Origin of the sequence: Pseudoalteromonas sp. SG43-1 (assembly GCF_014164415.1) — a bacterium.
Classification (GTDB): domain Bacteria; phylum Pseudomonadota; class Gammaproteobacteria; order Enterobacterales; family Alteromonadaceae; genus Pseudoalteromonas; species Pseudoalteromonas distincta.
Genome location: NZ_JACJFD010000001.1, coordinates 338,179 through 362,691 on the forward strand (window position 1 = coordinate 338,179; position 24,513 = coordinate 362,691).

22 protein-coding genes are annotated in these 24,513 nt (G+C 40.5%); 18 read left to right on the plus strand and 4 right to left on the minus strand.

The genetic code is table 11. From position 1 onward, the window contains the following. Positions 1 to 72: 72 nt before the first annotated feature. Positions 73 to 3,177 carry an EAL domain-containing protein gene (locus H5159_RS01595; RefSeq protein ID WP_182779594.1) on the minus strand — a complete coding sequence of 1,035 codons (3,105 nt, stop codon included), beginning with the start codon at positions 3,175 to 3,177 and terminating at the stop codon, positions 73 to 75. Between the two features lie 201 nt (positions 3,178 to 3,378). Between H5159_RS01595 and H5159_RS01600 the strand changes: the two genes are divergently transcribed. Together H5159_RS01600 and H5159_RS01605 are read left to right on the plus strand one after the other, a co-directional pair. Continuing rightward, entirely contained in the window at positions 3,379 to 4,221 is an 843-nt protein-coding gene (locus H5159_RS01600; RefSeq protein ID WP_182779595.1) for a pirin family protein, read from the plus strand. 21 nt (positions 4,222 to 4,242) lie between these two features. Next, positions 4,243 to 5,217, plus strand: a complete 975-nt coding sequence (locus H5159_RS01605) for a glutathione S-transferase family protein (protein ID WP_182779596.1) — start codon at positions 4,243 to 4,245, stop codon at positions 5,215 to 5,217. A 3-nt stretch (positions 5,218 to 5,220) separates the two neighbouring features. Here the strand turns inward: H5159_RS01605 and H5159_RS01610 are convergent, their stop codons facing one another. Genes H5159_RS01610 through H5159_RS01620 form a run of 3 tightly spaced genes read right to left on the minus strand, consistent with a single transcriptional unit; the run spans position 5,221 to position 6,265 of the window. Next, entirely contained in the window at positions 5,221 to 5,463 is a 243-nt protein-coding gene (locus tag H5159_RS01610) for a hypothetical protein (protein WP_024596383.1), read from the minus strand. Position 5,464: 1 nt separating this feature from the next. Next, positions 5,465 to 5,920, minus strand: coding sequence for a hypothetical protein (locus H5159_RS01615; RefSeq protein WP_182779597.1), 456 nt, complete (start codon positions 5,918 to 5,920; stop codon positions 5,465 to 5,467). 6 nt (positions 5,921 to 5,926) lie between these two features. Further along, positions 5,927 to 6,265 (minus strand): hypothetical protein, encoded by a 339-nt coding sequence (locus H5159_RS01620; RefSeq protein WP_002957982.1) that lies wholly within the window; start codon positions 6,263 to 6,265, stop codon positions 5,927 to 5,929. Positions 6,266 to 6,761: 496 nt separating this feature from the next. On the opposite strand from H5159_RS01620, the gene mraZ reads away from it, so the two are divergent. The 16 genes from mraZ (at position 6,762) to lpxC (ending at position 24,496) form a co-directional block, all read left to right on the plus strand. Then, the gene (mraZ, locus tag H5159_RS01625; RefSeq protein WP_007582904.1) at positions 6,762 to 7,220 is read left to right on the plus strand and encodes a division/cell wall cluster transcriptional repressor MraZ; all 459 of its coding nucleotides are present in this window, start codon (positions 6,762 to 6,764) and stop codon (positions 7,218 to 7,220) included. Positions 7,221 to 7,248: 28 nt separating this feature from the next. Beyond that, positions 7,249 to 8,187 (plus strand): 16S rRNA (cytosine(1402)-N(4))-methyltransferase RsmH, encoded by a 939-nt coding sequence (gene rsmH / locus H5159_RS01630; protein ID WP_024606338.1) that lies wholly within the window; start codon positions 7,249 to 7,251, stop codon positions 8,185 to 8,187. Next, positions 8,184 to 8,510 (plus strand): cell division protein FtsL, encoded by a 327-nt coding sequence (gene ftsL / locus H5159_RS01635; RefSeq protein ID WP_002957986.1) that lies wholly within the window; start codon positions 8,184 to 8,186, stop codon positions 8,508 to 8,510. Before rsmH ends, ftsL begins: the two co-directional genes overlap by 4 nt. After that, positions 8,507 to 10,324, plus strand: coding sequence for a penicillin-binding transpeptidase domain-containing protein (locus tag H5159_RS01640; RefSeq protein WP_182779598.1), 1,818 nt, complete (start codon positions 8,507 to 8,509; stop codon positions 10,322 to 10,324). The genes ftsL and H5159_RS01640 overlap by 4 nt, the downstream gene beginning before the upstream one ends. After that, positions 10,317 to 11,795, plus strand: coding sequence for a UDP-N-acetylmuramoyl-L-alanyl-D-glutamate--2,6-diaminopimelate ligase (murE, locus tag H5159_RS01645; protein ID WP_182779599.1), 1,479 nt, complete (start codon positions 10,317 to 10,319; stop codon positions 11,793 to 11,795). Before H5159_RS01640 ends, murE begins: the two co-directional genes overlap by 8 nt. Further along, the gene (murF, locus tag H5159_RS01650) at positions 11,792 to 13,174 is read left to right on the plus strand and encodes a UDP-N-acetylmuramoyl-tripeptide--D-alanyl-D-alanine ligase (RefSeq protein WP_182779600.1); all 1,383 of its coding nucleotides are present in this window, start codon (positions 11,792 to 11,794) and stop codon (positions 13,172 to 13,174) included. The genes murE and murF overlap by 4 nt, the downstream gene beginning before the upstream one ends. After that, positions 13,174 to 14,256 (plus strand): phospho-N-acetylmuramoyl-pentapeptide-transferase, encoded by a 1,083-nt coding sequence (gene mraY, locus H5159_RS01655; RefSeq protein WP_002957990.1) that lies wholly within the window; start codon positions 13,174 to 13,176, stop codon positions 14,254 to 14,256. Before murF ends, mraY begins: the two co-directional genes overlap by 1 nt. Further along, a complete protein-coding gene (murD, locus tag H5159_RS01660) occupies positions 14,257 to 15,591 on the plus strand; it encodes a UDP-N-acetylmuramoyl-L-alanine--D-glutamate ligase (RefSeq protein WP_182779601.1) in 1,335 nt (444 codons plus the stop codon). It begins immediately after the preceding gene. Beyond that, positions 15,588 to 16,763, plus strand: a complete 1,176-nt coding sequence (ftsW, locus tag H5159_RS01665; protein ID WP_024606332.1) for a cell division protein FtsW — start codon at positions 15,588 to 15,590, stop codon at positions 16,761 to 16,763. Before murD ends, ftsW begins: the two co-directional genes overlap by 4 nt. Beyond that, on the plus strand, positions 16,760 to 17,836 hold the full coding sequence (gene murG / locus H5159_RS01670) for an undecaprenyldiphospho-muramoylpentapeptide beta-N-acetylglucosaminyltransferase (protein ID WP_182736233.1): 1,077 nt from the start codon (positions 16,760 to 16,762) through the stop codon (positions 17,834 to 17,836). The genes ftsW and murG overlap by 4 nt, the downstream gene beginning before the upstream one ends. Further along, the gene (gene murC, locus H5159_RS01675) at positions 17,837 to 19,288 is read left to right on the plus strand and encodes a UDP-N-acetylmuramate--L-alanine ligase (RefSeq protein WP_039485322.1); all 1,452 of its coding nucleotides are present in this window, start codon (positions 17,837 to 17,839) and stop codon (positions 19,286 to 19,288) included. Further along, the gene (locus tag H5159_RS01680) at positions 19,285 to 20,205 is read left to right on the plus strand and encodes a D-alanine--D-alanine ligase (protein WP_149602139.1); all 921 of its coding nucleotides are present in this window, start codon (positions 19,285 to 19,287) and stop codon (positions 20,203 to 20,205) included. The genes murC and H5159_RS01680 overlap by 4 nt, the downstream gene beginning before the upstream one ends. 1 nt (position 20,206) lies before the next feature. After that, positions 20,207 to 20,992, plus strand: a complete 786-nt coding sequence (locus H5159_RS01685) for a cell division protein FtsQ/DivIB (protein WP_182779602.1) — start codon at positions 20,207 to 20,209, stop codon at positions 20,990 to 20,992. Continuing rightward, positions 20,989 to 22,221 carry a cell division protein FtsA gene (gene ftsA / locus H5159_RS01690; RefSeq protein ID WP_007582937.1) on the plus strand — a complete coding sequence of 411 codons (1,233 nt, stop codon included), beginning with the start codon at positions 20,989 to 20,991 and terminating at the stop codon, positions 22,219 to 22,221. The genes H5159_RS01685 and ftsA overlap by 4 nt, the downstream gene beginning before the upstream one ends. Before the next feature lie 21 nt (positions 22,222 to 22,242). Next, positions 22,243 to 23,478 (plus strand): cell division protein FtsZ, encoded by a 1,236-nt coding sequence (gene ftsZ / locus H5159_RS01695; RefSeq protein WP_154903867.1) that lies wholly within the window; start codon positions 22,243 to 22,245, stop codon positions 23,476 to 23,478. A 106-nt stretch (positions 23,479 to 23,584) separates the two neighbouring features. Further along, a complete protein-coding gene (gene lpxC / locus H5159_RS01700) occupies positions 23,585 to 24,496 on the plus strand; it encodes a UDP-3-O-acyl-N-acetylglucosamine deacetylase (RefSeq protein ID WP_002957999.1) in 912 nt (303 codons plus the stop codon). Positions 24,497 to 24,513 lie beyond the last annotated feature (17 nt).

Consider the following 24,513-nt stretch of genomic DNA (forward strand, 5'->3'; position numbering starts at 1 on the left):
TACTTATATCTGATTGCTTAACTTGACCGCGCAGACGCATTATTTATTGCGTAACAGTGATTTTTTGTTTATTTATTTTAATAAAGCGACTTTTTTATCAGCTAGAAGTGCCATAAAGCTGCTTTTATTTAAAGGTCTTGAAAATAAATAACCTTGTCCGTAATCACATCCGGCTTCGAGTAATAGCTGCATTTGTAATTCAGTTTCAATTCCTTCGGCGATTACTTTTAAGCCCAGTTGATGCGCCATAACAATTATTGCTTCACACAGTGCAAGTTCTTGACTGCCTACTTGGATATTATCAACAAAACGTTTATCTATTTTTAAATAATCGGTATCCATTTCTTGTAAGTAAGCGAGTGACGAATATCCTGTACCAAAATCATCAAGGGCAAGCTGCATACCTGATTTTACTATTTCTTTTAAGCGACGTTGCGTTAATGCTTCGGGGTTAATCATTAGGCCTTCAGTTATTTCTGCCACAATTGAGGATGCAGGTAATTTTGCAGCTTTTAGCATATCGTACCATTCATCTATACCACTCTCTGGCGTGGATAACTGCACTGGCGACACGTTTACACTTATTTGAAAAGTGTCATCGGTTAGGGTTTTTATATCGTTAAGCGTTTGCAAGGTTTGAGCAAATACAAATTGGCCAATTGCATTTATTTGCCTAGTTTCTTCAGCAAGAGGAATAAATGCGACAGGGCTAATTAGGCCTTTTTCGGGATGTTGCCAACGAATAAGTGCTTCAGCTTTATGAATATGTAAATCATTCAAAGCAACAATGGGCTGATAAAACAACTCAAACTGTTCAAGTTCAATGGCACTTCGTAAGTCTTTTAATAGCACCACGCGCGCGTGTGCATATTCGCGCATGTCAGCAGAGAAAAATTCAAAACAGTTACGACCATTACTTTTTGCTTTATACATAGCCTGATCGGCTGCTTTTAAAAGCTGTTCAGTATTTTCACCATCATTAGGGGCGCATGCTATGCCCATGCTGGCGCTAATAAATAATTCTTCGTTTTCAAGATGCAAAGCCGACGATAGGCTAAGCAAAATATTACTGGCAATTTGATTAATATGACGCGTACTTTTTATACGATTAAACACAATAACAAACTCATCACCACCAATACGTGCCACAAACTCAGCATTTTTTGCCGACTGGACTATACGCTGAGATACGAGTTTTAATAAGTTATCACCATAGTGATGGCCTAATGTGTCATTAATATCTTTAAAGTGATCTATGTCTAAAAGCATGACAACCAATTGATTGTCGGGAGTAACAACGTTTGAAAATCGTTGATTTAATCGCTCCTTTAACTCTAAACGATTTGGTAAGTCAGTTAGGTGATCATAGTGAGCTTGTCGCCAAATTGTTTCATCGGCTTGTTTTTTCTCAGTGAGGTCTGTGAATATCGCGATTCGACGAATAGGTGCGTTGTTTGTATCATAAACCGTATCGATTGTGAGCCACTCAGAGTATAGCTGCCCGTTCTTTTTACGGTTAATAACCTCGCCTTGCCAGCGGCCTGTTTGCTGTAATTCAGACCACATTTTATTGTAAAAATTCTTATCATGTTTTCCTGATGAAAGAATTGAAGAGGAGCGCCCAATAACTTCTTCTTTATTATATAAAGTCGTTTTGCAAAACGCAGGGTTTACATCAAATATTATACCCGCTGGATCGGTGATTGCCATGCCTTCACTACTGTTGTTATACACTAGCGAGGCAAGGTGGAGTGCTTCTTCATTTATTTTTCGTTGTGTTATATCTCTTAGCACAACAACGTATTCATTTTTACTTTGCATTGCACTAATACGCGCTTCAAAGCTGCGTTTAGGATCTGATTTTTCGAGTGTAAATTCTAAATTACTCGAAACATCAAGCTTAGATAACTGCGATAACAAAAGCTGCACATTGTTGTGAGAAAGTATTGATGATAAATGAGGTACTGCAGTGCTGTTTGGGTTTACTTGAGGCTTAAATTGCCCCGTTATGTTGAGAATATCGCCATGGATGTTAATTCTAACGTAACTGTCGGGTAGAGTATTAAGCAAGCTGGTAAGCTCATCGTGCTTGTTTTTTAAATTAGCCTCGGCGGTTAACCTAGTTTGCGCCATTGATTTAAAACGCTGATAGAGAGTATTGAGCTCTGGATTATTTGGCTGTATTTTTTGTGACGGCATTTCGCCCTTGGCCAATACGTTTGTTGCATTTGTTAGATTATTAATTGGGTCGATAATGCTGGTTTTAAGCAGCTTACGTGCAATTAAACATAGCACTAGCAGTGATAAAATAAACACACCAATCGCTATAAAAAAATTATTATTTATTTGCTTTAAAGCATGCGTAATAGGAAGTGCAATATGTATATTTAAGCTGTTATTACTCGGATCTTTATAAATAATAGAGTGATGAAGCATTCGATCTTCACCCTCAATAGATTTTATTTTTGTTAATGCCTCATTATCAATCGAAGAATCAGTTGCTAATAAAGTCTTTGCAATATTATCGCCAAGGGCTGCAGTTGTTGGTGGGTAACGCGCTAAAATTTTTCCATTAGAATCAGCGATTGCAGCAATAGAGCCAGGTGGCAGTTCAATATTATTAAAAGCATTGTTCCACCAGTCAAGCGCAACAACGATAACTACAACGCCCTGAATTACATTTTTTTTATTAATGATAGGCAACGCAAAGTTAAGGGTGTTTTTTTGCAAGTTTCTATCGTGCTGAAAATAACCTACCGACAATTGGTTACTTTTTAAGGCATTTTGAAAATACGCACGATCTGCAATACTTATTGTTCTGGCTAATCCGCTTGTTGTACACATGACAATGCCATTTGGATCTATAATCCCGATATTGGCAACATGGGCATAAATAGCTCTAAATTGATTAAAATAATTAGGGCAGGACGTTGCTAGATTTTCTTTCTTACTTTCCTCTTTAGACAAATAACGCGCTAAACGGTCAATATCATCGACTAAGTGCTTTTGCTGTAAAATTAATTGCTTAGCAATGTTTTCTACTTTTTTTTCACTTTGCTCAATAGAGTGGTGGCGTTCAAGCAGCAGGGTCAAAATAATTACAGCGGTGCCCGGAATGCTTAGCAATATAAGCAAACGATAAAGCTGATGTTTGAGAGAATAAGTAAAAATAACCATTCCTTAGTTTCGTATTTTGCAATAACAATTGTATCCAAATTCACTCCAAATAACCATAGTAATTATAAGGTTGAAAATGTAACCAATGAATCAATATCGTTCTATTTTTTAGAACCTTAAGCTCGATTTAAAGACATAGTTGTTTTGTTTAATGAATGATTTAATAGCCTCATAAACTTATTCTTTAGAGTGAATTAAAAAATGAAAATATCAAAAATACTTACAGCTTATGCAACTCAAGATGGCGATGGCGTGAGCATTAGCCGTATACCTGGGTTTGATGGTAAATATTTAGATCCATTTTTGATGATTGATGAACTTAAGTCAGACGACAAAAAAGATTATATGGGAGGCTTTCCTGAGCATCCGCACCGAGGAATTGAAACGTTTACTTATATTCTAAAAGGTGGCTTTGAGCATCGTGACCAAATGGGTAACAAAGAAGCAATTAAAGCAGGCGATGTGCAATGGATGAGCACAGGGCGCGGCGTCATGCACAGTGAAATGCCACTCGCTGATGCTATAGATGGTCTGCATGGCTTTCAAATTTGGATAAACATGCCAAGCGCAGAAAAAATGCGTGATTCACGTTATCAAGATACGACTAAAAACCCAGCTCCTAGTTTTACAAATACGCAAGGCGTGACGTTAAAAGCACTTGCGGGATCGTGGCAGTTCGAAAGTGAAACGCTTGCAAGCGAGCTGCAAAGTTTAGCTGCTAATGCGGCGCTCGCTGATATTACATTACCTGCTGGTAAAAGCATTTATTTAGAGCCTCTTAGCCAACAAAAAGTAATGCTTTATATTCATAGCGGCTCACTAATAATGAGCGACAATCAAACAATACCAGCGGGTAAGTTACTTATTTTAGAACCAGGCAGTGATATTAATATTAGCTCTGAACAAGGCGCTGGCGTTTTGGTTTTAGCAGGCGATCCACTTAATCAGCCAATTGCTCATATGGGTCCGTTTGTAATGACGACGCAAGCTGAAGTACAGCAAGCAGTGCGTGATTATCAAAACGGCAAGTTTGGCAAAATATAACGGTATTTTTAGGAGAGTTTTATGGGATTATTAGTTAACGGCCAATGGCAAGATAAATGGTACGACACAGATTCAAGTAACGGTAAGTTTGAACGCGAAACGGCGCAGTTACGTCACTGGGTAACTGTTGATGGTAGCGCTGGAATAACGGGCGAGGCCGGTTTTAAAGCACAAGCGAACAGGTATCATTTATATGTATCACTTGCGTGTCCTTGGGCGCATCGAACGCTTATATTTAGAGCGTTAAAAGGGTTGCAAGATTTAATTACGGTGTCGGTTGTTAGTCCTGATATGCTTGATAGTGGTTGGGCTTTTGATACGCAAAACCACAGTACTGGTGATGCTTTATTTAATAGTAACTACTTACATCAAGTGTATACAAAAAATAATCCTAAGTATTCCGGGCGAGTTACAGTACCCGTATTGTGGGATAAAAAGCTAAATAAAATTGTCAGTAATGAGTCTGCCGATATTATACGTATGTTCAATAGTGCGTTTAATGAGTTAACAGGTAATAACGATGACTACTATCCGGAGGCACTACGACCAAAAATTGATGAATTAAATGCGTTGATTTATCCAAATATAAATAATGGTGTTTATCGTACGGGATTCGCAACAACTCAAGATGCATACGAAGAGGCGTTTAACGATTTATTCAAAGCACTCGATAAAGTAGAAGGGATACTGAGCAAGCAGCGTTATTTAACAGGTAATAGGCTCACCGAGGCAGATTGGCGATTATTCACTACACTCATTCGGTTTGATAGTGTGTACGTTGGCCATTTTAAATGTAATTTACGCACAATTGAAAGCTATCCTGCATTAAGTGGATACCTTAGGGAGCTATATCAAGTTAAAGGAGTGGCTGAAACAGTTGATTTTCATCATATTAAGCGTCACTACTATTTTAGTCACACAATGATCAACCCAACACAAGTTGTGCCAAGTGGTCCAAGTATTGATTACTTATCTGATCACGGTAGAAATGTTTAGCGCTTAAGCTATCAAGTTCACTAGCCAGCCGTATTTTCTTACGAAGCTGGTTTCGCTTTTACCCGCTTGTACTGCTGCACCTGCGATAAAGGCACTTGAAAGCCCAACTTTGGTTACGGCAAAACGCTTTAGTCTATATTGGAACGCTGCATGATGTTGGCGTTTCAATTCACTGCGCGTATCCATTTGCTTACTTAGAGCATCAACGTTTTCATTAGGTGCTTTAATTAAGTAGTTAACTAACATACTAATTTCCTTGTAAGTTAAATAGCTGCTTTAAACTTTTAAGTGTTTTACTAAAGCCAATTTTATTGCTTAAGTAAACTGTATTTTTCCAAAGCCATATTAAACAAGCAACTTGTAGTAAAGTAGCTGTTGCTATACTTAGCCATACCGACCCAAAAACATCGTATACACCGTATCCAACAGCACCTAGAAATCCTGCCCACAACAAAACCAAACCACTGGCAAAGCATCCTAAAAATATAGTGATCAATGCAAGCGATCTAAGCGATAACCGCCATTCAGCTTTAGCAAGCTGGTGGGTGATCTTTCCTTGAGTTTGGTAATCATCCTTGAGCTGCTTAGAATACTCTAAAAGCTTTGCAATATGATCTTGCCAATCGTCCTTTTGGCTATGTTGCTCAGTAGTTTGGTCTTGCGCATTACCATCCTTGGTTGCTGTTGTTTGTGGGTTATTCATCACTAATTACTTACGACGAAGTAGTGATGTGATTAACATACCCGCAGCAAAAGCAATACCCGCAGTTGCTAATGGATTTTCAGAAGCAAAAGCACGAGTTTTTGCAGTACATTCGCTTAGTTTTTCACGTGCAATAAGTTGTTTTTCGCTCAATGCATCTGCTGAGCTAGAAGCTCCTTTACGCACACTGCTTTCAGCTGTTGCAGCTTTGCTAGAAAGTGCATCTACAGCATCGTGCGCCGCTGATGTTGCTTTCTCTGTAAGAGGAGACTCAGTATTTGTTAGTTTAACGTCAGGCTTAACATCTGAAGTTGTATTTGGTTTCGTATTCGTTGCAGTAGCCATAATCAATCCTTAATAAGTTAAAAATTTAAATAGTGATTTAGATGATGCAATGATTAAACCAAACTTGTTATTTATTTTAACTGCCTGAATTTGAAGGTTTTTGTTTGTATTTTTTAATTTTTGATAATTAGTATTTTAAAATAAACAGTAACTATTACTACACGGCTAGGTAAATTTTACAAAGAGGATAAAAACGCCTTAAAAATTGTAAATATTCATTGGTTATTCAGTAAGCAATGCATGTAAACAGAAAGTTATAAAAGCAATGCTGATATTTTTCTTTACCTCAATCCCACTTTTTCCCACGTAATTCAAACGCTTCGCTTGAGCCCTTATTTTTTCTAGCTTTGAGACTCACTAAAGCTGGTCAGCTTACTTGACAAAATGGCTTGTCAAGCCCTAAACTGGAGCACTGTGGTAAAAAGTGGTTTTTAGTGGATCTCATTGGATAAAATAAACAAAAAATTGAATAAAACAATTTCAAAGTAGGTTTTTTATGTTTCGTGGCGCGAGTTCACTGAGTTTGGATGATAAGGGGCGTTTTGCGGTACCGACAAAGTACCGAGAATCTCTGTTGTCTGAAGATCAGGGGACAGTTATTTGTACCGTCGCATTAAATGAACCGTGTTTATGGTTATATCCATTGGCTGAGTGGCTCGAAATAGAAAGCCGTTTAGCGAAAATATCTAATATGAATCCACGAGCTCGACGAATGCAACGTATGTTGCTAGGTAACGCTACAGAGTATCAACTTGATAAAAATGGTCGAATTTTGCTTGCGCCGTCATTACGTGCCCATGCATCTCTTGGCAAAAAAATCATGCTGGTTGGTTTGATGAATAAGTTTGAAATTTGGGACGAGGCGCGTTGGCACGAGCAAATGCAGCAAGATACTGAGCTTGAAAGGCTTGGTGATTTTGAACCTAACCAAGATTTAGATAATTTTACACTCTAACGGCACAAAAAAAGGCACACAATAGCTAATGACAGCGCAATTTGAACACGTATCCGTATTAATGGATGAGACCATCGATGCCCTTGCAATTAAGCCAGACGGTATATACATGGATGGTACATTTGGACGTGGTGGCCACTCTGGGCAAATTTTAGCACGCCTTGGTGATGAAGGTCGCCTGCAAGCAATTGACCAAGATCCACAAGCAATACAATCAGCTGAAAAATTTGCTGATGACCCACGTTTTGCAATTGCACATACTCGCTTTTCAAACCTATACGAAGTAGCACAGCAAAACGATCTAATTGGTAAAGTCGATGGCATTTTATTAGACATTGGTGTTTCGTCACCACAATTAGATGACGCTGAGCGTGGCTTTAGTTTTATGAAAGACGGCCCACTCGATATGCGTATGGACCCTACAACAGGTCGCAGTGCAGCACAGTGGTTAGCAGAGGCTGAGTTGGATGATATTACCCACGTAATTAAAAAATTGGGCGAAGAAAAGTTTGGTAAACGCATTGCACACAAAGTACTTGAAGTTCGTGAGCACACGCCAATCACAACTACCAAGCAGCTTGCTGACCTTGTTGATGAAGCTGTACCGGTAAAAGATAAGTTTAAGCACCCTGCAACACGTACTTTTCAGGCGATTCGTATTTATATCAATAGCGAGCTTGAAGAGATTCAAACAGCGCTACAGTCTGCAGTTAAAGTGCTAAAGCCAGGCGGACGTTTAGTGGTGATTTCGTTTCATTCTTTAGAAGACCGTATTGTAAAACAGTTTATTAGAAAACAGAGTAAGGGAGAAGCATTACCCAGAGGTCTGCCTTTAACTGACGCACAAATAAATAAAAATCTGACGTTAAAAGCAGTGGGTAAAGCTATTAAGCCAAGTGCTGCAGAAGTAGAGCGTAATCCACGTTCTCGTAGTTCTGTACTTAGGATTGCACAGAGGTTGGGATGAGTAAAAAAGCGAGCTATCGGCAACCTAATTTATTCTTTGAAATATTAAAAGGCCTAGGAGCTAATAAGCTAACCTCGGCCTTGTTGGTTGTGATATTCGCTTCTAGTTTAGCTGTTGTGCAAACAACCCACTTAGCTCGTGGCCAACTTATACAGCAAGATCAATTATTACAAGAACGCGATGAGCTCGATTTAGAGTGGCGCTACTTACTTGTTGAAGAAGAATTTTATTCGCAACATGCACGCATTGAAGAAGTAGCTACATCACAATTGAAAATGAAAAGACCTACGAGTCAAGATGAGCAGGTAATAATAGTACAATGAGAAATAGAGGCAAAAAACCAGTCACTAATTTAATCACATGGCGCTTTATGCTGGTGTGTTCAGTTGTGTTTATGGTGTTTGTAACACTCGTATCTCGCGCTGCTTATTTACAAGTAATAGAACCTGATAAAGCACGTTCAGAAAGTGACAAACGTACCGTGCGCGTTGAAAAACTACATGTGCAACGCGGGATGATTTTTGACCGTAATGGTAAAGAGTTAGCGGTAAGTGTGCCTGTTGTAAGTGTATATGCTGATCCTAAAGCATTGCACAAGTCGCTTGTCTCTAAAGTAATTAAACAAGCACGTAAAAGCGGCGAAGATCATTTATCTTTAGCTGAAAATACCGCCGAGCTTGATAAGCGTACTGCACTTTATTATAAAAACGATTTACGCTGGCGTGAGCTTGCAGATGTATTGCGCATTGATCCTAAAAAGATTAATTCTCGACTTTTAAACGATCCTTCGCGTCGCTTTGTGTATTTAAAGCGCCAAGTTACTCCTGCTGTAGCAAATTATATTGGTGATTTACGCCTCCCTGGTATCCATTTACTAGATGAATCTAAACGCTATTACCCTGCCGGTGAGGTTACCGCGCATGTTATTGGTTTTACTAATATAGACGGTAAAGGCATTGAAGGCATTGAAAAGCTATACGAAAACGCTTTAACGGGCGAGGAAGGCCGCCGCACTATACGTAAAGACGCACAAGGGCGTGAAGTAGAAGTGCTTGACGAGCGTGAGCGCGTAGAGCCAGAAAGTATAGAACTAAGTATTGACCAGCGAATTCAAGCTATTGCCTACAAAGCTGTAAAATCAGCTGTACTGACTTACAAAGCCACATCGGGCTCAGCTATGGTAGTTGATGTTAAAACCGGTGAAGTCCTGGCAATGGTAAATAGTCCTTCATTTAATCCAAATAACTTAAGCGATGCTGCACCTCATAAGCGTCGTAATCGCGCAATTACAGATTTGTTTGAACCAGGCTCAACTGTTAAGCCTCTAGCCATTTTAGCTGGGCTAGACTACGGCGCCATTCAGGCAGATGACACGATTGATACCTACCCAGGTTGGATGCGTTTAGGTGGTAGTTTAGTTAGAGATACTCGTAATCACGGCGAACTAACACTGCGCGAAATACTAAAGTACTCCTCAAATATGGGGGTTGCGAAGGTTACTCAGTTAGTGCCTAAAGATTACCTTGTTGGCTTATATCAAAAAGTAGGCTTTGGCAGTGACACCGGTACTGGAATGGTAGGTGAAAGCAGCGGTTTGTTTTATCCAAATCGTCGTTGGTCTGACTTTGAAATTGCCACTTTATCATTTGGTTATGCAATTTCGGTAAGTACTGCGCAAATGGCGCGCTTTTATACCATGTTAGGCGCTGGTGGAGTTAATCGACCACTGACTATTTTAAAGCAAGATAATATACCTGAAGGCGAACGTATTTTTAAACAAAAAGACGTAGAAGCCGTAGTCCACATGATGGAAAGTGTATTTGAAAAAGACGGTACTGCTCGCAACATAAAAGTTGATGGGTATCGTGCTGCCGGTAAAACAGGTACATCTAAAAAAGCCGTAGCAGGTGGTTATGGTGATGAATATGTAGGTTACTTTGCAGGTGTAGCACCGGCAAGTAATCCTCGTTTAGCCGTGGTAGTTATGATTAATGAACCAGGTGGTGATGTGTACTATGGAGGTGCCACCGCTGGCCCTGCATTTGCAGAAATCATCTCTAACGCATTAAGAATATTAAACGTAGCGCCTGACAAGGAAGAGGTTGCGTACGTACAAGGTAAAGATAACGATGCGTGATTTAAAGGATATTTTAAAATACATCGAAATAGATGCGCCCTCGCAACTGGTAAAGCATTTACGCCTTGATAGCCGTGAAGTAACGCCAGGTGATGTATTTGTTGCTATTAAAGGCCATACACTTGATGGCGGACAATTTATTGCTAAAGCAATTGAAAATGGCGCAATAGCTATCATTGCTGACAGATTATGTGAATTTGAAAGCAGTTTTGAGCCACTGTATTTAGTCTCAGAGCTTGATAAAAAGCTTCCAGAATTAGCTAGTCGCTTTTATAGCCAACCAAGTCAGACTCTTGATTTAATTGGTGTAACAGGTACAAATGGTAAATCGACTACCACAGCAATGATTGCCCACTTAGCGCAATTTTGTAGTACTGATTCGGCTATTATAGGCACTTTAGGTTATGGCCATCCTGATAACTTAATTCCACTGATAAACACTACGCCTTCAACAGTTGATTTACAGCATATTTTGAGCGATTTAAATTCGCAGCATAAAAAGCTGGTAGCCATGGAAGTATCATCTCATGGGTTAGTGCAACAACGCGTTGCTAAATGTCAGTTTAAAGCGGCTGTGTTTACTAATCTTTCGCGCGATCACTTAGATTACCATGGTGATATGGCAAGTTACGGTGATGCGAAATTAATGCTTTTCCGTGATTTTGAGCCGCAAGTTGTAGTGCTCAATCAAGATGACTTTCAAGCTGAGCAATGGCTTGAAAAGTATGATTTTAATAACCTAATTTGTTATGGCCGCAAAAACTTAGCTCCTAAGAATGCCCGATACGTTTATTTTTCTGATGTTGAATATTCAAGTGAAGGTATTTCGGCGCAGTTGTCGACAAGTTGGGGTGATATTTCAATTAAATCACCTCTGTTTGGCGAATTCAACTTATATAACTTAACGGCAGCGCTCGCTACATTACTAGGGCTAGGTTATCCGCTTGAACAACTAGTTGCTGGTTGTGCGCAGTTACAACCAGTCGCTGGTCGAATGCAAGCTTTTAGTCAAGCTGGCATGCCAACGTGTGTTGTTGATTACGCCCATACACCCGATGCACTTGCACTTGCATTACAAGCATTGCAGTTGCATGTGCCAGGTGGTGTAAGTTGTGTATTTGGTTGCGGTGGCGACAGAGACAAAGGTAAGCGCGCATTAATGGCGCAAGCTGCAGAGCAAAACGCTAATAAAGTGATTATTACCAGCGATAACCCTCGAACAGAAAATCCTGATGACATTATTGCAGATGTAGCAGGCGGTCTAACCCATCCTCAAAATGCACATCTAGAGGCTGATAGAGCAACTGCAATTCGTTTTGCTATAGAAAGCGCTACAGCTGATGATGTTATTTTGATTGCAGGTAAAGGCCACGAAGATTATCAAATTATAGGCGATAAGCGCATCGACTTTTGCGATCGCCGTTATGTACAAGAACAACTAAAAAAAGCAGTAAGAGGGATAACACAATGATCCCAATGGATTTTGATTGGTTAGCTAATGTGCTAACAGCCGATTATCAAGGTGATAATCAACACGTGCTAAATATAAATACTGATACTCGCACAGTGTGCGATGGCGAAGTGTTTTTAGCACTTAAAGGGCCAAATTTTGATGGCCATAAATTTATAGCTGAGGCTAAACAAAAAGGCGCTATAGGCGTTATTGTTCAGCACAAAGTTGATGTAGATATTCCACAACTTATAGTAAGCGATACACGTATTGCACTAGGTACAATTGGCACCGCTGTTATGGCCCAAGTGGCGCCTAAAACAATTGCAATTACAGGTAGTGTAGGCAAAACCACCGTAAAAGAAATGTGTGCGGCAATTTTGTCGGTTCACGGTGATGTATTAGCTACTAAAGGTAATTTTAACAACGATATTGGCGTCCCTCTTACGTTATTGCGCTTAGAGCCTCAACATCGTTTTGCTGTTATTGAGCTAGGTGCAAATCACTTAGGTGAAATTGCTTACACAACGGCAATGACAAAACCAGATGTGGCCGTTGTATGTAATGTTGCAGCAGCTCACTTGGAAGGTTTTGGTAGCTTAATGGGCGTTGCAAAAGCTAAAGGTGAGATTTTTGATGGCCTAAAAGATGACGGCGTTGCCATTGTTAATTGCGATAGTGAATTTAGCCAGTATTGGTTAGATAAACTTGAAGGGCGTAATGTTAAGCGCTTTTCTACAACCGAAAAACTCGATATTTGGGCAGAGAACATCACGCTTGATGCCAATGCACGTGCAAGCTTTACGCTTTGCACTAAAAACAAGCAAGTGCCTGTTACTTTGGCACTACCTGGTAAGCATAATATTAGTAATGCACTTATCGCTGCGGCGCTGACCAGTGAATTTGATGTAACCCTTGAAGAAATAGCCAATGCACTTGCCACAATGGGTGATGTAAAAGGGCGCGTTAATTTAATTGAAGTGTCTGATTTACTTACCGTGGTTGATGACACCTATAATGCCAATGTTAAGTCGGTAAAGGCTGCGATTGACTTGTTAAGTGATATGCAAGGTCACCGCATTTTAGCACTCGGAGATATGGGTGAGCTTGGTGAAGATGCACGTAAGTACCATCAAGAAGTTGGCGAGTATGCACTTGAACAAGGGATTGATGAGTTATTTACATTAGGCGTGTTAAGTAAATACGCAAGTGATGTGTTTGAACTCCCTAATCGTCACTTTTCGAGCCGCGAACAGATGCAGCAAAAAATTCAAGAAAGCATTAATAAAGTGAATAAAAAAACAACAATAGTAGTGAAAGGATCGCGCAGTTCTCGCATGGAATTATTAGTAACCGATTTAGTTAATGGCCAGCAACAAGCCATCAATGGAGTATCATAATGTTAGTTTGGCTGGCAGAGTATTTAACACAGTATTTTAGTGGTTTTCATGTTTTTTCGTATTTAACGCTACGTGCCATTTTAGGTATTTTAACTGCGCTAATTATGTCTCTTTATTTAGGGCCTAAGTTAATTCGTGGTTTGCAACGTATGCAAATAGGTCAAACAGTTCGCGACGATGGTCCGCAATCGCATTTGTCTAAGTCGGGTACACCGACTATGGGTGGCTTACTTATTTTAGCGGCTATTTTTACCAGCACGCTACTTTGGGCCGATTTATCAAATAAATATGTGTGGGCAACACTGTTTGTAATTGGCTCATTAGGTATTGTTGGCTTTGTTGATGATTACCGTAAAGTTATTCGCAAAGACCCAAAAGGTTTAATTGCTAAGTGGAAGTACTTTTGGCAATCGGTCATTGCATTAGTTGTAGCTACTGCTTTGTACTTTACCAGTGCACAAGCATCTGAGACATCACTTGTTGTTCCATTTTTTAAAGACGTATTACCGCAATTAGGTTTGTTTTATATTGTGCTTACGTACTTTGCGATAGTAGGTACATCAAACGCAGTAAACCTGACCGATGGTTTAGATGGCTTGGCGATTGTGCCAATTATTTTGGTGGCTGCAGCATTGGCAATTATTGCTTACTTAACAGGTAATATTAACTTTTCGGCTTACTTACATATTCCACATTTACCGCTAGCGAGTGAGCTTGTAGTTGTGTGTACTGCCATTGTGGGCGCAGGGCTTGGCTTTTTATGGTTTAACACTTACCCAGCACAAGTATTTATGGGTGATGTTGGCTCATTAGCACTTGGTGGCGCATTAGGTATTATTGCTGTTTTAGTACGCCAAGAGTTACTACTTATTATTATGGGCGGTGTATTTGTAATGGAAGCACTATCGGTAATATTACAAGTGGGGTCGTATAAATTGCGCGGACAACGCATTTTTAGAATGGCGCCGATTCATCATCATTATGAATTAAAAGGTTGGCCAGAGCCTCGCGTTATTGTGCGCTTTTGGATTATTTCTGTTGTGCTAGTGCTTGCTGGCTTAGCTACTTTAAAGATTCGATAAATGCAGTATTTAAACGAGATAAAAAACAAACAAATAACAGTGCTCGGACTCGGTGTAACCGGTCTGGGCATTGTGCGTTTTCTATTATCTCATGGCCTCGCCCCCAAGGTCGTTGATAGCCGAGCAACCCCGCCGGGGATTGATTGGTTAAAAGAGCATGCGCCAAATCTAGATACCCACTTTGGTAATTTAGATGACGCTGAGCTTTGTTCAAGCAATATGATTATTATAAGCCCTGGGCTTAGCTTAAAAATACCAGCTGTTGCAAATGCAATTAACGCAGGTGTTGAAGTGATTGGCGACGTTGAGTTATTTGCACGTATTAATACAAAACCGGTTGTTGCTGTTACGGGCTCTAACGGTAAATCAACCGTGGTTACCCTCGCTTATGAAGTATTAAAAGAAGCCGGCTATAAAGTTGCTTTGGGTGGGAATATTGGCACAGCGGTGCTTGATTTACTCAACGATGATTTTGATGTGTATGTACTTGAGTTATCTAGTTTTCAGCTAGATACCACAACGAGTTTAAAACCTGTGAGTGCAACGGTATTAAATGTGTCAGAAGATCACCTTGACCGATACGACAGTTACCAAGCTTATATAGACTCAAAGCTAAGTATTTATGACGGTGCAGAGCTTATTGTTGTCAATGCCGACGATATTCAAACACATCCAGTTGAGCGTGGTACAACCCCCCTAATCAGCTTTGGTGCTCAACAAGGTGATTACCATTTAGCGCAGCATAATGGCGAAACTCATTTTATGCTTAAAGGCGATGCCTTTTTACCTGTTGATACGCTTGCGGTAGTGGGTAAGCACAATTATTTAAATACGCTTGCAGTAATGGCGCTTTTAAGTCCGTTTGAAGTAAGTAAAGATCAATATAAGAACGCGTTAGGTCAATTTAATGGGTTGGCTCATCGCTGCCAATTTGTAGCTGAGCTTAACGGTGTAAAGTATTTTAACGATTCAAAGGCAACGAATGTTGGAGCGACCATTGCTGCAATAGATAGCTTGGCTAGTGATGGTGAAAACCTGATTGTTATTGCAGGTGGCGATGCTAAAGGCGCTGATTTAAACGCACTTAAACCCTACATAGAACAGCATGTAAAAGCATTAATTTGTTTTGGTAAAGATGCAAGTGACTTAGCTTCGATTACCAATAAAAGCTATTTAACTAATAATATGGAAGAAGCCGTTGCTTTGGCCAACGTACTTAGTAGTACAGGCAATATTGTTTTGTTAGCACCTGCATGTGCCAGCATTGATATGTATAACAACTATATGCAGCGCGGTGATGACTTTATTCAATGTGTTATGGCAGGGCAACTATGATTGCTTTTGCCGATATAAGAGATGCATTAACACCAAAACCTTCAGGTCAGTTGTATGATGTACCGCTGCTGTACTGCGTAATTATGTTAATTGGTGTTGGTTTTATCATGGTAACCAGCGCTTCAATGCCGACCGCTGAGCGGTTATTTGATGACCCATACCATATTACTATTCGCCACAGCATGTTTTTGGCAATGTCTTTTGTGCTTTTTTGGATAAGTGTTTGTGTGCCAATGGATTGGTGGAAACGTTCCAACCCTTATTTATTAATACTAGGCATGGTGTTGTTAATAGCGGTATTGATTGTTGGGCGTGAAGTGAATGGTGCTAAACGATGGATACCTATTGGCCCTGTTGGTTTTCAGGTTGCTGAGGCCGCTAAATTATACTTTTTTAGTTATATTGCGGGTTATTTGGTAAGAAAACGCGAAGAAGTACAAGAAAATATTAAAGGCTTTGCAAAGCCAATAGCTGTATTTGCAGTGTATGCGCTGCTTATTTTGCTGCAACCTGATTTAGGCACAGTGGTTGTTATGTTTGTAACAACGGTTGGTTTACTGTTTTTAGCTGGCGCTAAATTATGGCAGTTCTTTGTACTTATTCTAACTGGCGTCGGTTTGGTTGTATTACTGATTATTGTTGAACCATATCGAATGGCGCGTGTTGTCGGCTTTTTAGACCCTTGGGATGATCCTTTTGGTAAAGGTTATCAGTTGGTTCAATCGCTAATGGCTTATAGTCAAGGTGGTTGGTTTGGCCAAGGCTTAGGTAATAGTGTACAAAAATTGCAATATTTACCTGAAGCGCATAACGATTTTATTTTTGCTGTAATAGGTGAAGAACTTGGTTTAATAGGCGTTGTAAGTATTTTAATGGTATTAGCTACTTTAGTATTTAGAGCGTTATTAATAGGCCAACAAGCGCTTAAGTGTGGCAAAGAATACGAAGGCTATTTTTCGTTTGCCATTGGTATTTGGTTTGCATTTCAAACCATGGTGAATGTAGGTGCGAGCGCAGGTATTTTGCCAACTAAGGGTTTAACCCTGCCATTTATTTCTTATGGTGGTTCAAGCTTGTTAATTATGACCATTGCCACGGGCATTTTATTGCGCGTTGATTTTGAAACCAAAATGGCAACCAAACAAGCCACCTCACGTGGAGGCAAGCGATGAGTAAAAAATTAGTAGTAGTGGCTGGTGGAACTGGCGGACACATTTTTCCTGGTATTGCAGTGGCTGATTATTTAAAACAGCAGGGCTGGCAAGTTAGCTGGATTGGTACACCAGATCGAATGGAAGCAAGCGTTGTACCTAAGCATAATATAGATATTGATTTTATTAATGTAAAAGGTGTTCGTGGTAACGGATTAAAACGTCTTATTAAAGCCCCATTCATGGTAGTTAATGCAGTATTGCAAGCGCGTAAGGTATTGAAAGAACAGCGCCCTGATGTAGTACTCGCAATGGGCGGTTATGTTACGGGACCCACGGGAATTGCCGCAAAGAGTTTAGGTATTCCGTTAATTATTCACGAGCAAAACGCTGTAGCGGGTATGAGCAATAAACTGCTAGCTAAGGTGGCTACACGTGTATTAGCAGCATTTCCAAGTGCTTTTGCACAGGGTCAAGCCGAGCTAGTAGGTAACCCAGTTCGCCAAAGCGTTATGAATATAGCCAAACGCGATGTATCAAGCCCTATTAATATTTTAGTAGTGGGCGGCTCGCTCGGTGCACAAGTGCTTAATCAAACATTACCAGAAGCATTTAAAGTACTAAATAATACAGCTCCTATAAGCGTATGGCATCAAACAGGTAAAGGTCATTTATCTACTGTAGAAACAGCTTATAAAATGCATGGCTTTGCGGATGGTAATACAAAAATAGCTGAATTTATTGATGATATGGACGCGGCGTATAGCTGGGCTGATATTGTTGTTTGCCGCGCTGGTGCATTAACTGTTAGCGAAATTGCAGCAGCAGGTAAAATGGCTGTTTTTGTTCCTTTTCCACATGCCGTGGACGACCATCAAACAGCAAACGCACAATATTTAGTGATGGCTAATGGCGCATTATTAATGCGACAAGGGCAGTTTAATAAACAATCAATTGTTGAACTATTAAGCCCATATTTAGCCCAACCTTCATTAATTACTGAAATGGCTACAAATGCAAAAAAACAAGCCATTTTAGATGCCACAGCAAGCGTAGCAACGCACTGTGAGCAAGTAACAAATAAGAGAAAATAAGTGAAAGAAACGTCAGTACAAGAAAAACACACGCGCCCAGCAATGCGCCGAATAGAAACCATTCACTTTATTGGTATTGGTGGAGCCGGTATGGGCGGTATTGCTGAAGTACTCGCTTTTGAAGGCTACCGTATTACAGGTTCTGACATTGCTCATAGCGCTATGACAGATCGCTTAATTAAAGCCGGTGCTGAGGTATTTATTGGCCATCATGAAAATAACGTGAAAGATGCCAATGTAGTGGTTGTTTCAAGCGCGATTGATGAAACAAATCCTGAAATTATTGCAGCTAAAGCCGCAAGAATCCCTGTTGTGCGCCGCGCAGAAATGCTCGCAGAGCTAATGCGTTTTCGCCACGGTATAGCGATTGCGGGAACGCATGGTAAAACAACGACAACAAGCCTAATTGCAAGTATTTATGGACAAGCAGGGCTCGATCCAACTTTTATTATTGGTGGCTTGTTAAATAGCGCAGGTAGTAACGCAAAAGTAGGTAAAAGTGATTTTTTAATAGCAGAAGCTGATGAAAGCGATGCGTCGTTTTTACACTTGCAGCCAATGGTCTCGGTCATCACAAATATTGAAGAAGATCACATGGATACTTATGGCGGCAGTCTTGAAAAAATGAAAGACACGTATGTCGATTTCATTCATAACTTGCCGTTTTATGGTTTAGCTGTTGTATGTATTGACTCTGAAGTTGCAGCTGAGCTTATCCCGCGCTTTGGTCGCCCAGTTATTACGTATGGCGAATCGAAGGATGCTGATTATCGCATGAGCGACTTTAGCCAATCAGCTAATACGTGCACATTTACAGTAACTAACAAGCAAGGTGAGTGTTTAACTGCCACGTTGAATATGCCAGGTAGACACAACGCACTTAATGCAACCGCTGCGATTGCTGTGGCAAAAGATCAAAACATTGCGAATCATGCAATTTTAGAAGCGCTGCAGAAGTTTGAAGGCATTGGCCGTCGTTTTCAGCACTATGGTGAATTTGAAAACGAGCGGGGCAATGTGATGTTAGTTGATGACTACGGGCATCACCCTTCAGAGGTTGCAGCAACAATTGCAGCAGTACGTGAAGGTTGGCCTGATAAGCGTTTAGTAATGGTATATCAACCTCATAGATTTTCTCGTACACGCGACTTATACGAAGATTTTGTAAAAGTTCTTGCTGATGTAGATCAGTTACTATTGCTTGATGTGTATAGCGCAGGTGAAGATCCTATTGTAGGGGCCGACAGCAAAAGCTTATGTCGTAGCCTTCGCCAACGTGGCAAAGAGCCGCTGCACGTAGCAACAAATGCTGAGCTTGCAGGTGTTTTGGCCGCAAATTTACAAAACAATGATTTAGTATTAACCCAAGGCGCTGGTAATATAGGTCAGTTAGTTAAAACATTAGCTGCAACGGGTATGTCGATAGAAAAACTTAAGCAAGGTGAAGTATGACTCAGGTAAACACACAATTTGGTAAAGTAGCGGTACTGCTAGGTGGTAACTCAGCAGAGCGTGAAGTGTCTTTACGATCGGGTCAGGCTGTTTTAAATGCGCTGCAAAATAGTGGTATTGATGCAATTGCATTTGACCCACAAAGTCGTTCTTTGTGGGAGTTAAAAGAATTAAATGTAGATCGCGTTTTTATCGCTTTGCATGGCCGTGGTGGCGAAGACGGCACAGTGCAGGGAGCACTTGAATTTATGAACTTGCCTTACACGGGCAGTAATGTACTAGGTTCAGCACTTGCTATGGATAAAGTACGTTGTAAGCACTTATTTAAATCAGCGGGTTTAAGCACTGCACCTTATACCGTAGTTGATGCTAAAAAAGGCTTTGATGCTGCAGCCATTATGGATGAATTTAAAAAGGTCATGGTTAAGCCATCGCATGAAGGTTCAAGCATAGGTATGGCGCAAGCAAGTACAACACAAGAGCTTGAAGATGCACTAGCTAATGCATTTAAGTTTGATAACCAAGTACTTGTAGAGCAGTGGATCACTGGTCGTGAATTTACAATCACGGTGCTTGGCGACGATGTACAACCAGTCATTGAGATGACGACACCTAATGGCTTTTACGATTACCAAGCTAAGTATCAATCAAATACAACCCAGTATCATTGCCCTGCAGATTTATCAGAGCAAGATACTAAGTACTTACAAGCCATATCGCTAGATGCGTTTGATTTAGTGGGTGCAAGTGGTTGGGGTCGTGTTGATGCTATGCAAGACGAGCAAGGGAATTTTTACCTGCTTGAAGTAAATACAGTACCAGGCATGACTGAAAAGTCACTAGTACCGATGGCTGCAAAAGCGAACGGGGCAACTTTTGAGCAATTAGTTGTTCGCATTTTAGAGCAAACGCTTTAATATGCATCCCCTTTTAGAAAAAGCTCAACAACTAAAACAGCAACTTAACTTTAATTGGTCGCTGATTTTTGGAGTGAGTTTTTTTCTGGTTGTGGTTATAGGCTTAGTACAAATAACCACAGGTGTATCTGATTGGTTAGTTGAAAATAAAGATGCTCAAATTAAGCACCTTACAGTGCAAGGGCATCCCAAATACACAGATGAAACGGCAATTATAAAAGCAATTAAAAAAGCCGATTTAAGTAGTTTTTTTGAACTTGATGTTAAGCACGTGCAGCAGCTAGTTCAAGACTTGCCTTGGGTTGCTACCGCTTCGGTACGTAAACAATGGCCTGATACTATACAGGTGTATGTAGTTGAACATGAAGTAGTTGCTCACTGGAATAGCGACTTGTTGCTCAACCAAAGTGGCCAAGCATTTCAAGCCAGCAGCGATAAGTTAGATGATAACTTACCGCAGTTATATGGCCCAGAAGGTAGCGAAGAAGAGGCGTGGGTTGCTTTTAAGCAATTTGATGAAATGCTCAGAGTTAATGGTTTAACATTAACAAGTTTGGCATTATCGGAGCGTTTTTCGTGGCAACTTTGGCTAGATAACGGGATTCGCTTAAATTTAGGGCGTAAAGATAAAGCCAAGCGTGTACAACGTTTTATAGACGTTTATCCACGAATGGAACAAGGTGCAGATGCACAAGTAGATACAATCGATTTACGGTATGATACCGGCCTTGCAGTAAGCTTTAAGCCAATGCAAGAAGAACAATTACAAAATAAGAGTAAGGCATGACTAAGTCAGCAGAAAGAAACCTAGTAATAGGATTAGACGTTGGCACCTCGAAAGTGGTTGCCACGGTAGGTGAAATCACCGCAGATAACAAGCTCAGCATTGTTGGTGTGGGCAGCCAAGTATCTCATGGTATGGATAAAGGCGGCGTTAACGATTTAAACTTAGTGTCTGAGTCTATTCGACGAGCAATAGACGAGGCCGAGTTAATGGCTGATTGTCGTATAAGCTCTGTGTATTTGGGTATTTCTGGCAAACATATACAGTGTCAAAACGAAAGTGGCGTGGTGGCAATCAATAACACCGAAGTCACTGACGAAGACATTGAAAACGTAATACATATTGCGCGTTCTGTGCCTATTTCAGCAGAGCGTAAAATGCTACATGCATTGCCGCAAGAATACAGCATTGATATGCAAGAGGGCATTAAAAACCCACTAGGCATGAGCGGCGTTCGTATGGAAGCGCGTGCACATATCATTACGTGCTCAAACGATATGGCAAAAAATATCGAAAAATGTGTAGAACGCTGTGGTCTTGAAGTCGATCAACTTATCTTTACTGCCCTTGCGTCTTGCTATTCTGTACTAACAGATGACGAAAAAGAGCTAGGTGTTGCAGTACTTGATATTGGTGGCGGTACTATGGATATCACCATTTATATTAATGGCGCACTTCGTCACTCTGCCGTTATACCTGTAGCGGGTAACCAAGTTACTGGTGATATTGCAAAAATATTTCGCACACCTATATCACATGCAGAGTCACTCAAAGTACAATACGCATGTGCTAGTAGCCAAATGGCAAGTAGCGAAGACACAATTGAAGTACCAAGTGTAGGCGGACGACCAGCAAGATTAATGTCGCGCCATACATTATCTGAGGTGGTAGAGCCTCGTTTTAGAGAATTATTTGAGCTTGCGATGGAAGAAATTCGTCGTTCAGGCTTAGAGGACCAAATTGCGGCAGGTCTCGTTATAACAGGCGGAACCGCTAAAATGACTGGCGCTATGGAAGTGGCAGAAGACATCTTCCAAATGCCAGTAAGAATAGGCAAACCAATCGGGATGGTTGGTTTGACAGACTATGTAGATGATCCTTCGTACGCAACCGCTGTTGGTTTGTTACAATACGGGCGTACCATGCAATCGATGAATGCACAAAAGTCGAAAGCAGAGGATAACAATAATTGGTGGAACCGCATTACTAAATGGTTCCAAGGCGAGTTTTAAGACTCAAGTCGGAGAGTAAACATGTTTGATATAATGGAACAACACAGCGAAGAAGCTGTAATAAAAGTAATCGGCGTGGGTGGTGGTGGCGGTAACGCTGTTGAGCACATGGTAAAACAACAAATAGAAGGCGTGCGTTTTATAGCCGCTAATACGGATGCGCAAGCATTACGTAACTCTGCTGCCGATATTACAGTTCAACTAGGCACGCAAATAACCTCTGGGTTAGGTGCGGGCGCAAACCCTGAAGTAGGCCGTAAGTCGGCTGAAGAAGATGCAGATACAATTCGTGCCAGCCTTGAAGGCGCCGATATGGTATTTATTGCAGCCGGTATGGGCGGTGGTACAGGTACTGGTGCAGCACCGGTAGTTGCTAAAATTGCTAAAGAACTCGGTATTTTAACCGTTGCAGTTGTAACACGTCCTTTTGATTTTGAAGGTAAAAAACGTGCAGCAGCCGCTGAACAAGGCATTAATGAATTGTCAGAAATTGTAGATTCACTTATTACAATTCCTAACAATAAATTGCTTAAAGTTTTAGGGAAAGGGACTACACTTCTAGATGCCTTCGCTAAAGCTAATGACGTATTATTTGGTGCGGTACAAGGTATAGCAGAGCTAATTACACGTTCTGGTTTAATTAACGTGGATTTCGCCGATGTTAGAACAGTAATGTCTGCAATGGGTACTGCAATGATGGGAACGGCGTCTGCGTCAGGTCCTGATCGTGCACAAGAAGCTGCAGAAGCAGCTATCTCAAGCCCACTACTAGAAGACGTTGATTTAACAGGTGCTAAAGGTATCTTAGTTAATATTACCGCTGGTATGGACATTGCGATTGAAGAATTTGAAATTGTTGGTAATCACGTTAAAGCACTTGCGTCAGAAAACGCAACGGTTGTTGTTGGTGCGGTAATCGACCCAGAAATGACTGATGAGCTACGTGTAACGGTTGTTGCAACTGGTTTAGGCGGCGATCGTCGTCCACAGTTTGGTATTGTTGATAACGGCTTTAAAAAAGCATCAGGTTCTGATGTTGCAAGCACATCAAACCAAACGAGCAGCATGTACGTACCAAGTTTTGCAAGCCAAGATACAAACGCTGAAGAAAATACGACTAAAGAGCAAGCGCAAAGCAAAGAAAAAGCGCCTTCAACGAGTTCAAGTTCTTCAGCGCAAAATAGTAAAAAAGCAGATAAATCAGAAGGTGGTGATTATTTTGATATTCCCGCTTTTTTACGTAAGCAGGCAGATTAACATTTAATAATACTTTTGTTTGAAATATGTACAAATATTGAAAGGCAAAAGGATTTATGTTAAAATCCGCCGTCTAACTGTAACTGATTTAAAAGTGAGCATACCTATGATTAAACAGCGTACGATTGCACAAGTAGTCAAAGCCATAGGAATTGGACTTCATAAAGGTGAGAAGGTCACAATAACTCTCCGACCTGCGAGCGCAAATACTGGGATTGTATTTCGTCGTGTCGACCTTGATCCGGTTGTTGATTTTGAAACAACACCTGAAGCCGTTGGTGATACGCAGTTGTGTACCTGTTTAATTAACAAAGATGGTGTTCGCTTATCAACTACTGAGCATCTTATTGCAGCTGTTGCTGCAATGGGCATTGATAATCTAATTGTAGAATTGGACAGCTCAGAAGTGCCGATTATGGATGGTAGTGCATTACCATTCATATATCTGTTACAAAAAGGCGGAATTGAAGAACAAAACGTTGCTAAACGCTTTATCCGTATTAAAGAAAAAGTACGCATTGAAGAAGATGGTAAGTGGGCTGAAGTTGAACCATATGATGGTTTTCATATCGACTTTGAGATTGCATTTAACCACCCAGCTATCAATGAAAGTCGCCAACGTATTGGGTTGGATATAACAACGCAAAGCTTTATTGAAGAAATTAGCCGTGCGCGTACTTTTGGATTTATGAAAGATATTGAATACATGCATGCAAACAACCTAGCGCTAGGTGGTAGCATGGATAGTGCTGTGGTACTTGATGAATTCAAAGTTTTAAACCCTAATGGCTTACGTTATAGCGATGAGTTTGTTAAGCACAAGATATTAGACTGTGTTGGTGACATGTTTATGACAGGTCATAACCTTTTGGGTAAAGTAACTGCATTTAAATCGGGTCATGATTTAAATAATAAATTACTACGTAAAATTATGGCTACAGAGTCAGCATGGGAGTGGGCAACATTTGAAACGCCTGTGACGATGCCTGCACCCGGTCTTGAGTTAGCTCCAGCCTAAAAGCAGTAAAAGAACAG

What these genes read in the sequence shown, in the direction of transcription:
- H5159_RS01595 (WP_182779594.1), bottom strand. Translation starts at nt 3,177, where the DNA reads ATGGTTATTTTTACTTATTCTCTCAAACATCAGCTTTATCGTTTGCTT.
- H5159_RS01600 (WP_182779595.1), top strand. Translation starts at nt 3,379, where the DNA reads ATGAAAATATCAAAAATACTTACAGCTTATGCAACTCAAGATGGCGAT.
- H5159_RS01605 (WP_182779596.1), top strand. Translation starts at nt 4,243, where the DNA reads ATGGGATTATTAGTTAACGGCCAATGGCAAGATAAATGGTACGACACA.
- H5159_RS01610 (WP_024596383.1), bottom strand. Translation starts at nt 5,463, where the DNA reads ATGTTAGTTAACTACTTAATTAAAGCACCTAATGAAAACGTTGATGCT.
- H5159_RS01615 (WP_182779597.1), bottom strand. Translation starts at nt 5,920, where the DNA reads ATGAATAACCCACAAACAACAGCAACCAAGGATGGTAATGCGCAAGAC.
- H5159_RS01620 (WP_002957982.1), bottom strand. Translation starts at nt 6,265, where the DNA reads ATGGCTACTGCAACGAATACGAAACCAAATACAACTTCAGATGTTAAG.
- mraZ (WP_007582904.1), top strand. Translation starts at nt 6,762, where the DNA reads ATGTTTCGTGGCGCGAGTTCACTGAGTTTGGATGATAAGGGGCGTTTT.
- rsmH (WP_024606338.1), top strand. Translation starts at nt 7,249, where the DNA reads ATGACAGCGCAATTTGAACACGTATCCGTATTAATGGATGAGACCATC.
- ftsL (WP_002957986.1), top strand. Translation starts at nt 8,184, where the DNA reads ATGAGTAAAAAAGCGAGCTATCGGCAACCTAATTTATTCTTTGAAATA.
- H5159_RS01640 (WP_182779598.1), top strand. Translation starts at nt 8,507, where the DNA reads ATGAGAAATAGAGGCAAAAAACCAGTCACTAATTTAATCACATGGCGC.
- murE (WP_182779599.1), top strand. Translation starts at nt 10,317, where the DNA reads ATGCGTGATTTAAAGGATATTTTAAAATACATCGAAATAGATGCGCCC.
- murF (WP_182779600.1), top strand. Translation starts at nt 11,792, where the DNA reads ATGATCCCAATGGATTTTGATTGGTTAGCTAATGTGCTAACAGCCGAT.
- mraY (WP_002957990.1), top strand. Translation starts at nt 13,174, where the DNA reads ATGTTAGTTTGGCTGGCAGAGTATTTAACACAGTATTTTAGTGGTTTT.
- murD (WP_182779601.1), top strand. Translation starts at nt 14,257, where the DNA reads ATGCAGTATTTAAACGAGATAAAAAACAAACAAATAACAGTGCTCGGA.
- ftsW (WP_024606332.1), top strand. Translation starts at nt 15,588, where the DNA reads ATGATTGCTTTTGCCGATATAAGAGATGCATTAACACCAAAACCTTCA.
- murG (WP_182736233.1), top strand. Translation starts at nt 16,760, where the DNA reads ATGAGTAAAAAATTAGTAGTAGTGGCTGGTGGAACTGGCGGACACATT.
- H5159_RS01680 (WP_149602139.1), top strand. Translation starts at nt 19,285, where the DNA reads ATGACTCAGGTAAACACACAATTTGGTAAAGTAGCGGTACTGCTAGGT.
- H5159_RS01685 (WP_182779602.1), top strand. Translation starts at nt 20,207, where the DNA reads ATGCATCCCCTTTTAGAAAAAGCTCAACAACTAAAACAGCAACTTAAC.
- ftsA (WP_007582937.1), top strand. Translation starts at nt 20,989, where the DNA reads ATGACTAAGTCAGCAGAAAGAAACCTAGTAATAGGATTAGACGTTGGC.
- ftsZ (WP_154903867.1), top strand. Translation starts at nt 22,243, where the DNA reads ATGTTTGATATAATGGAACAACACAGCGAAGAAGCTGTAATAAAAGTA.
- lpxC (WP_002957999.1), top strand. Translation starts at nt 23,585, where the DNA reads ATGATTAAACAGCGTACGATTGCACAAGTAGTCAAAGCCATAGGAATT.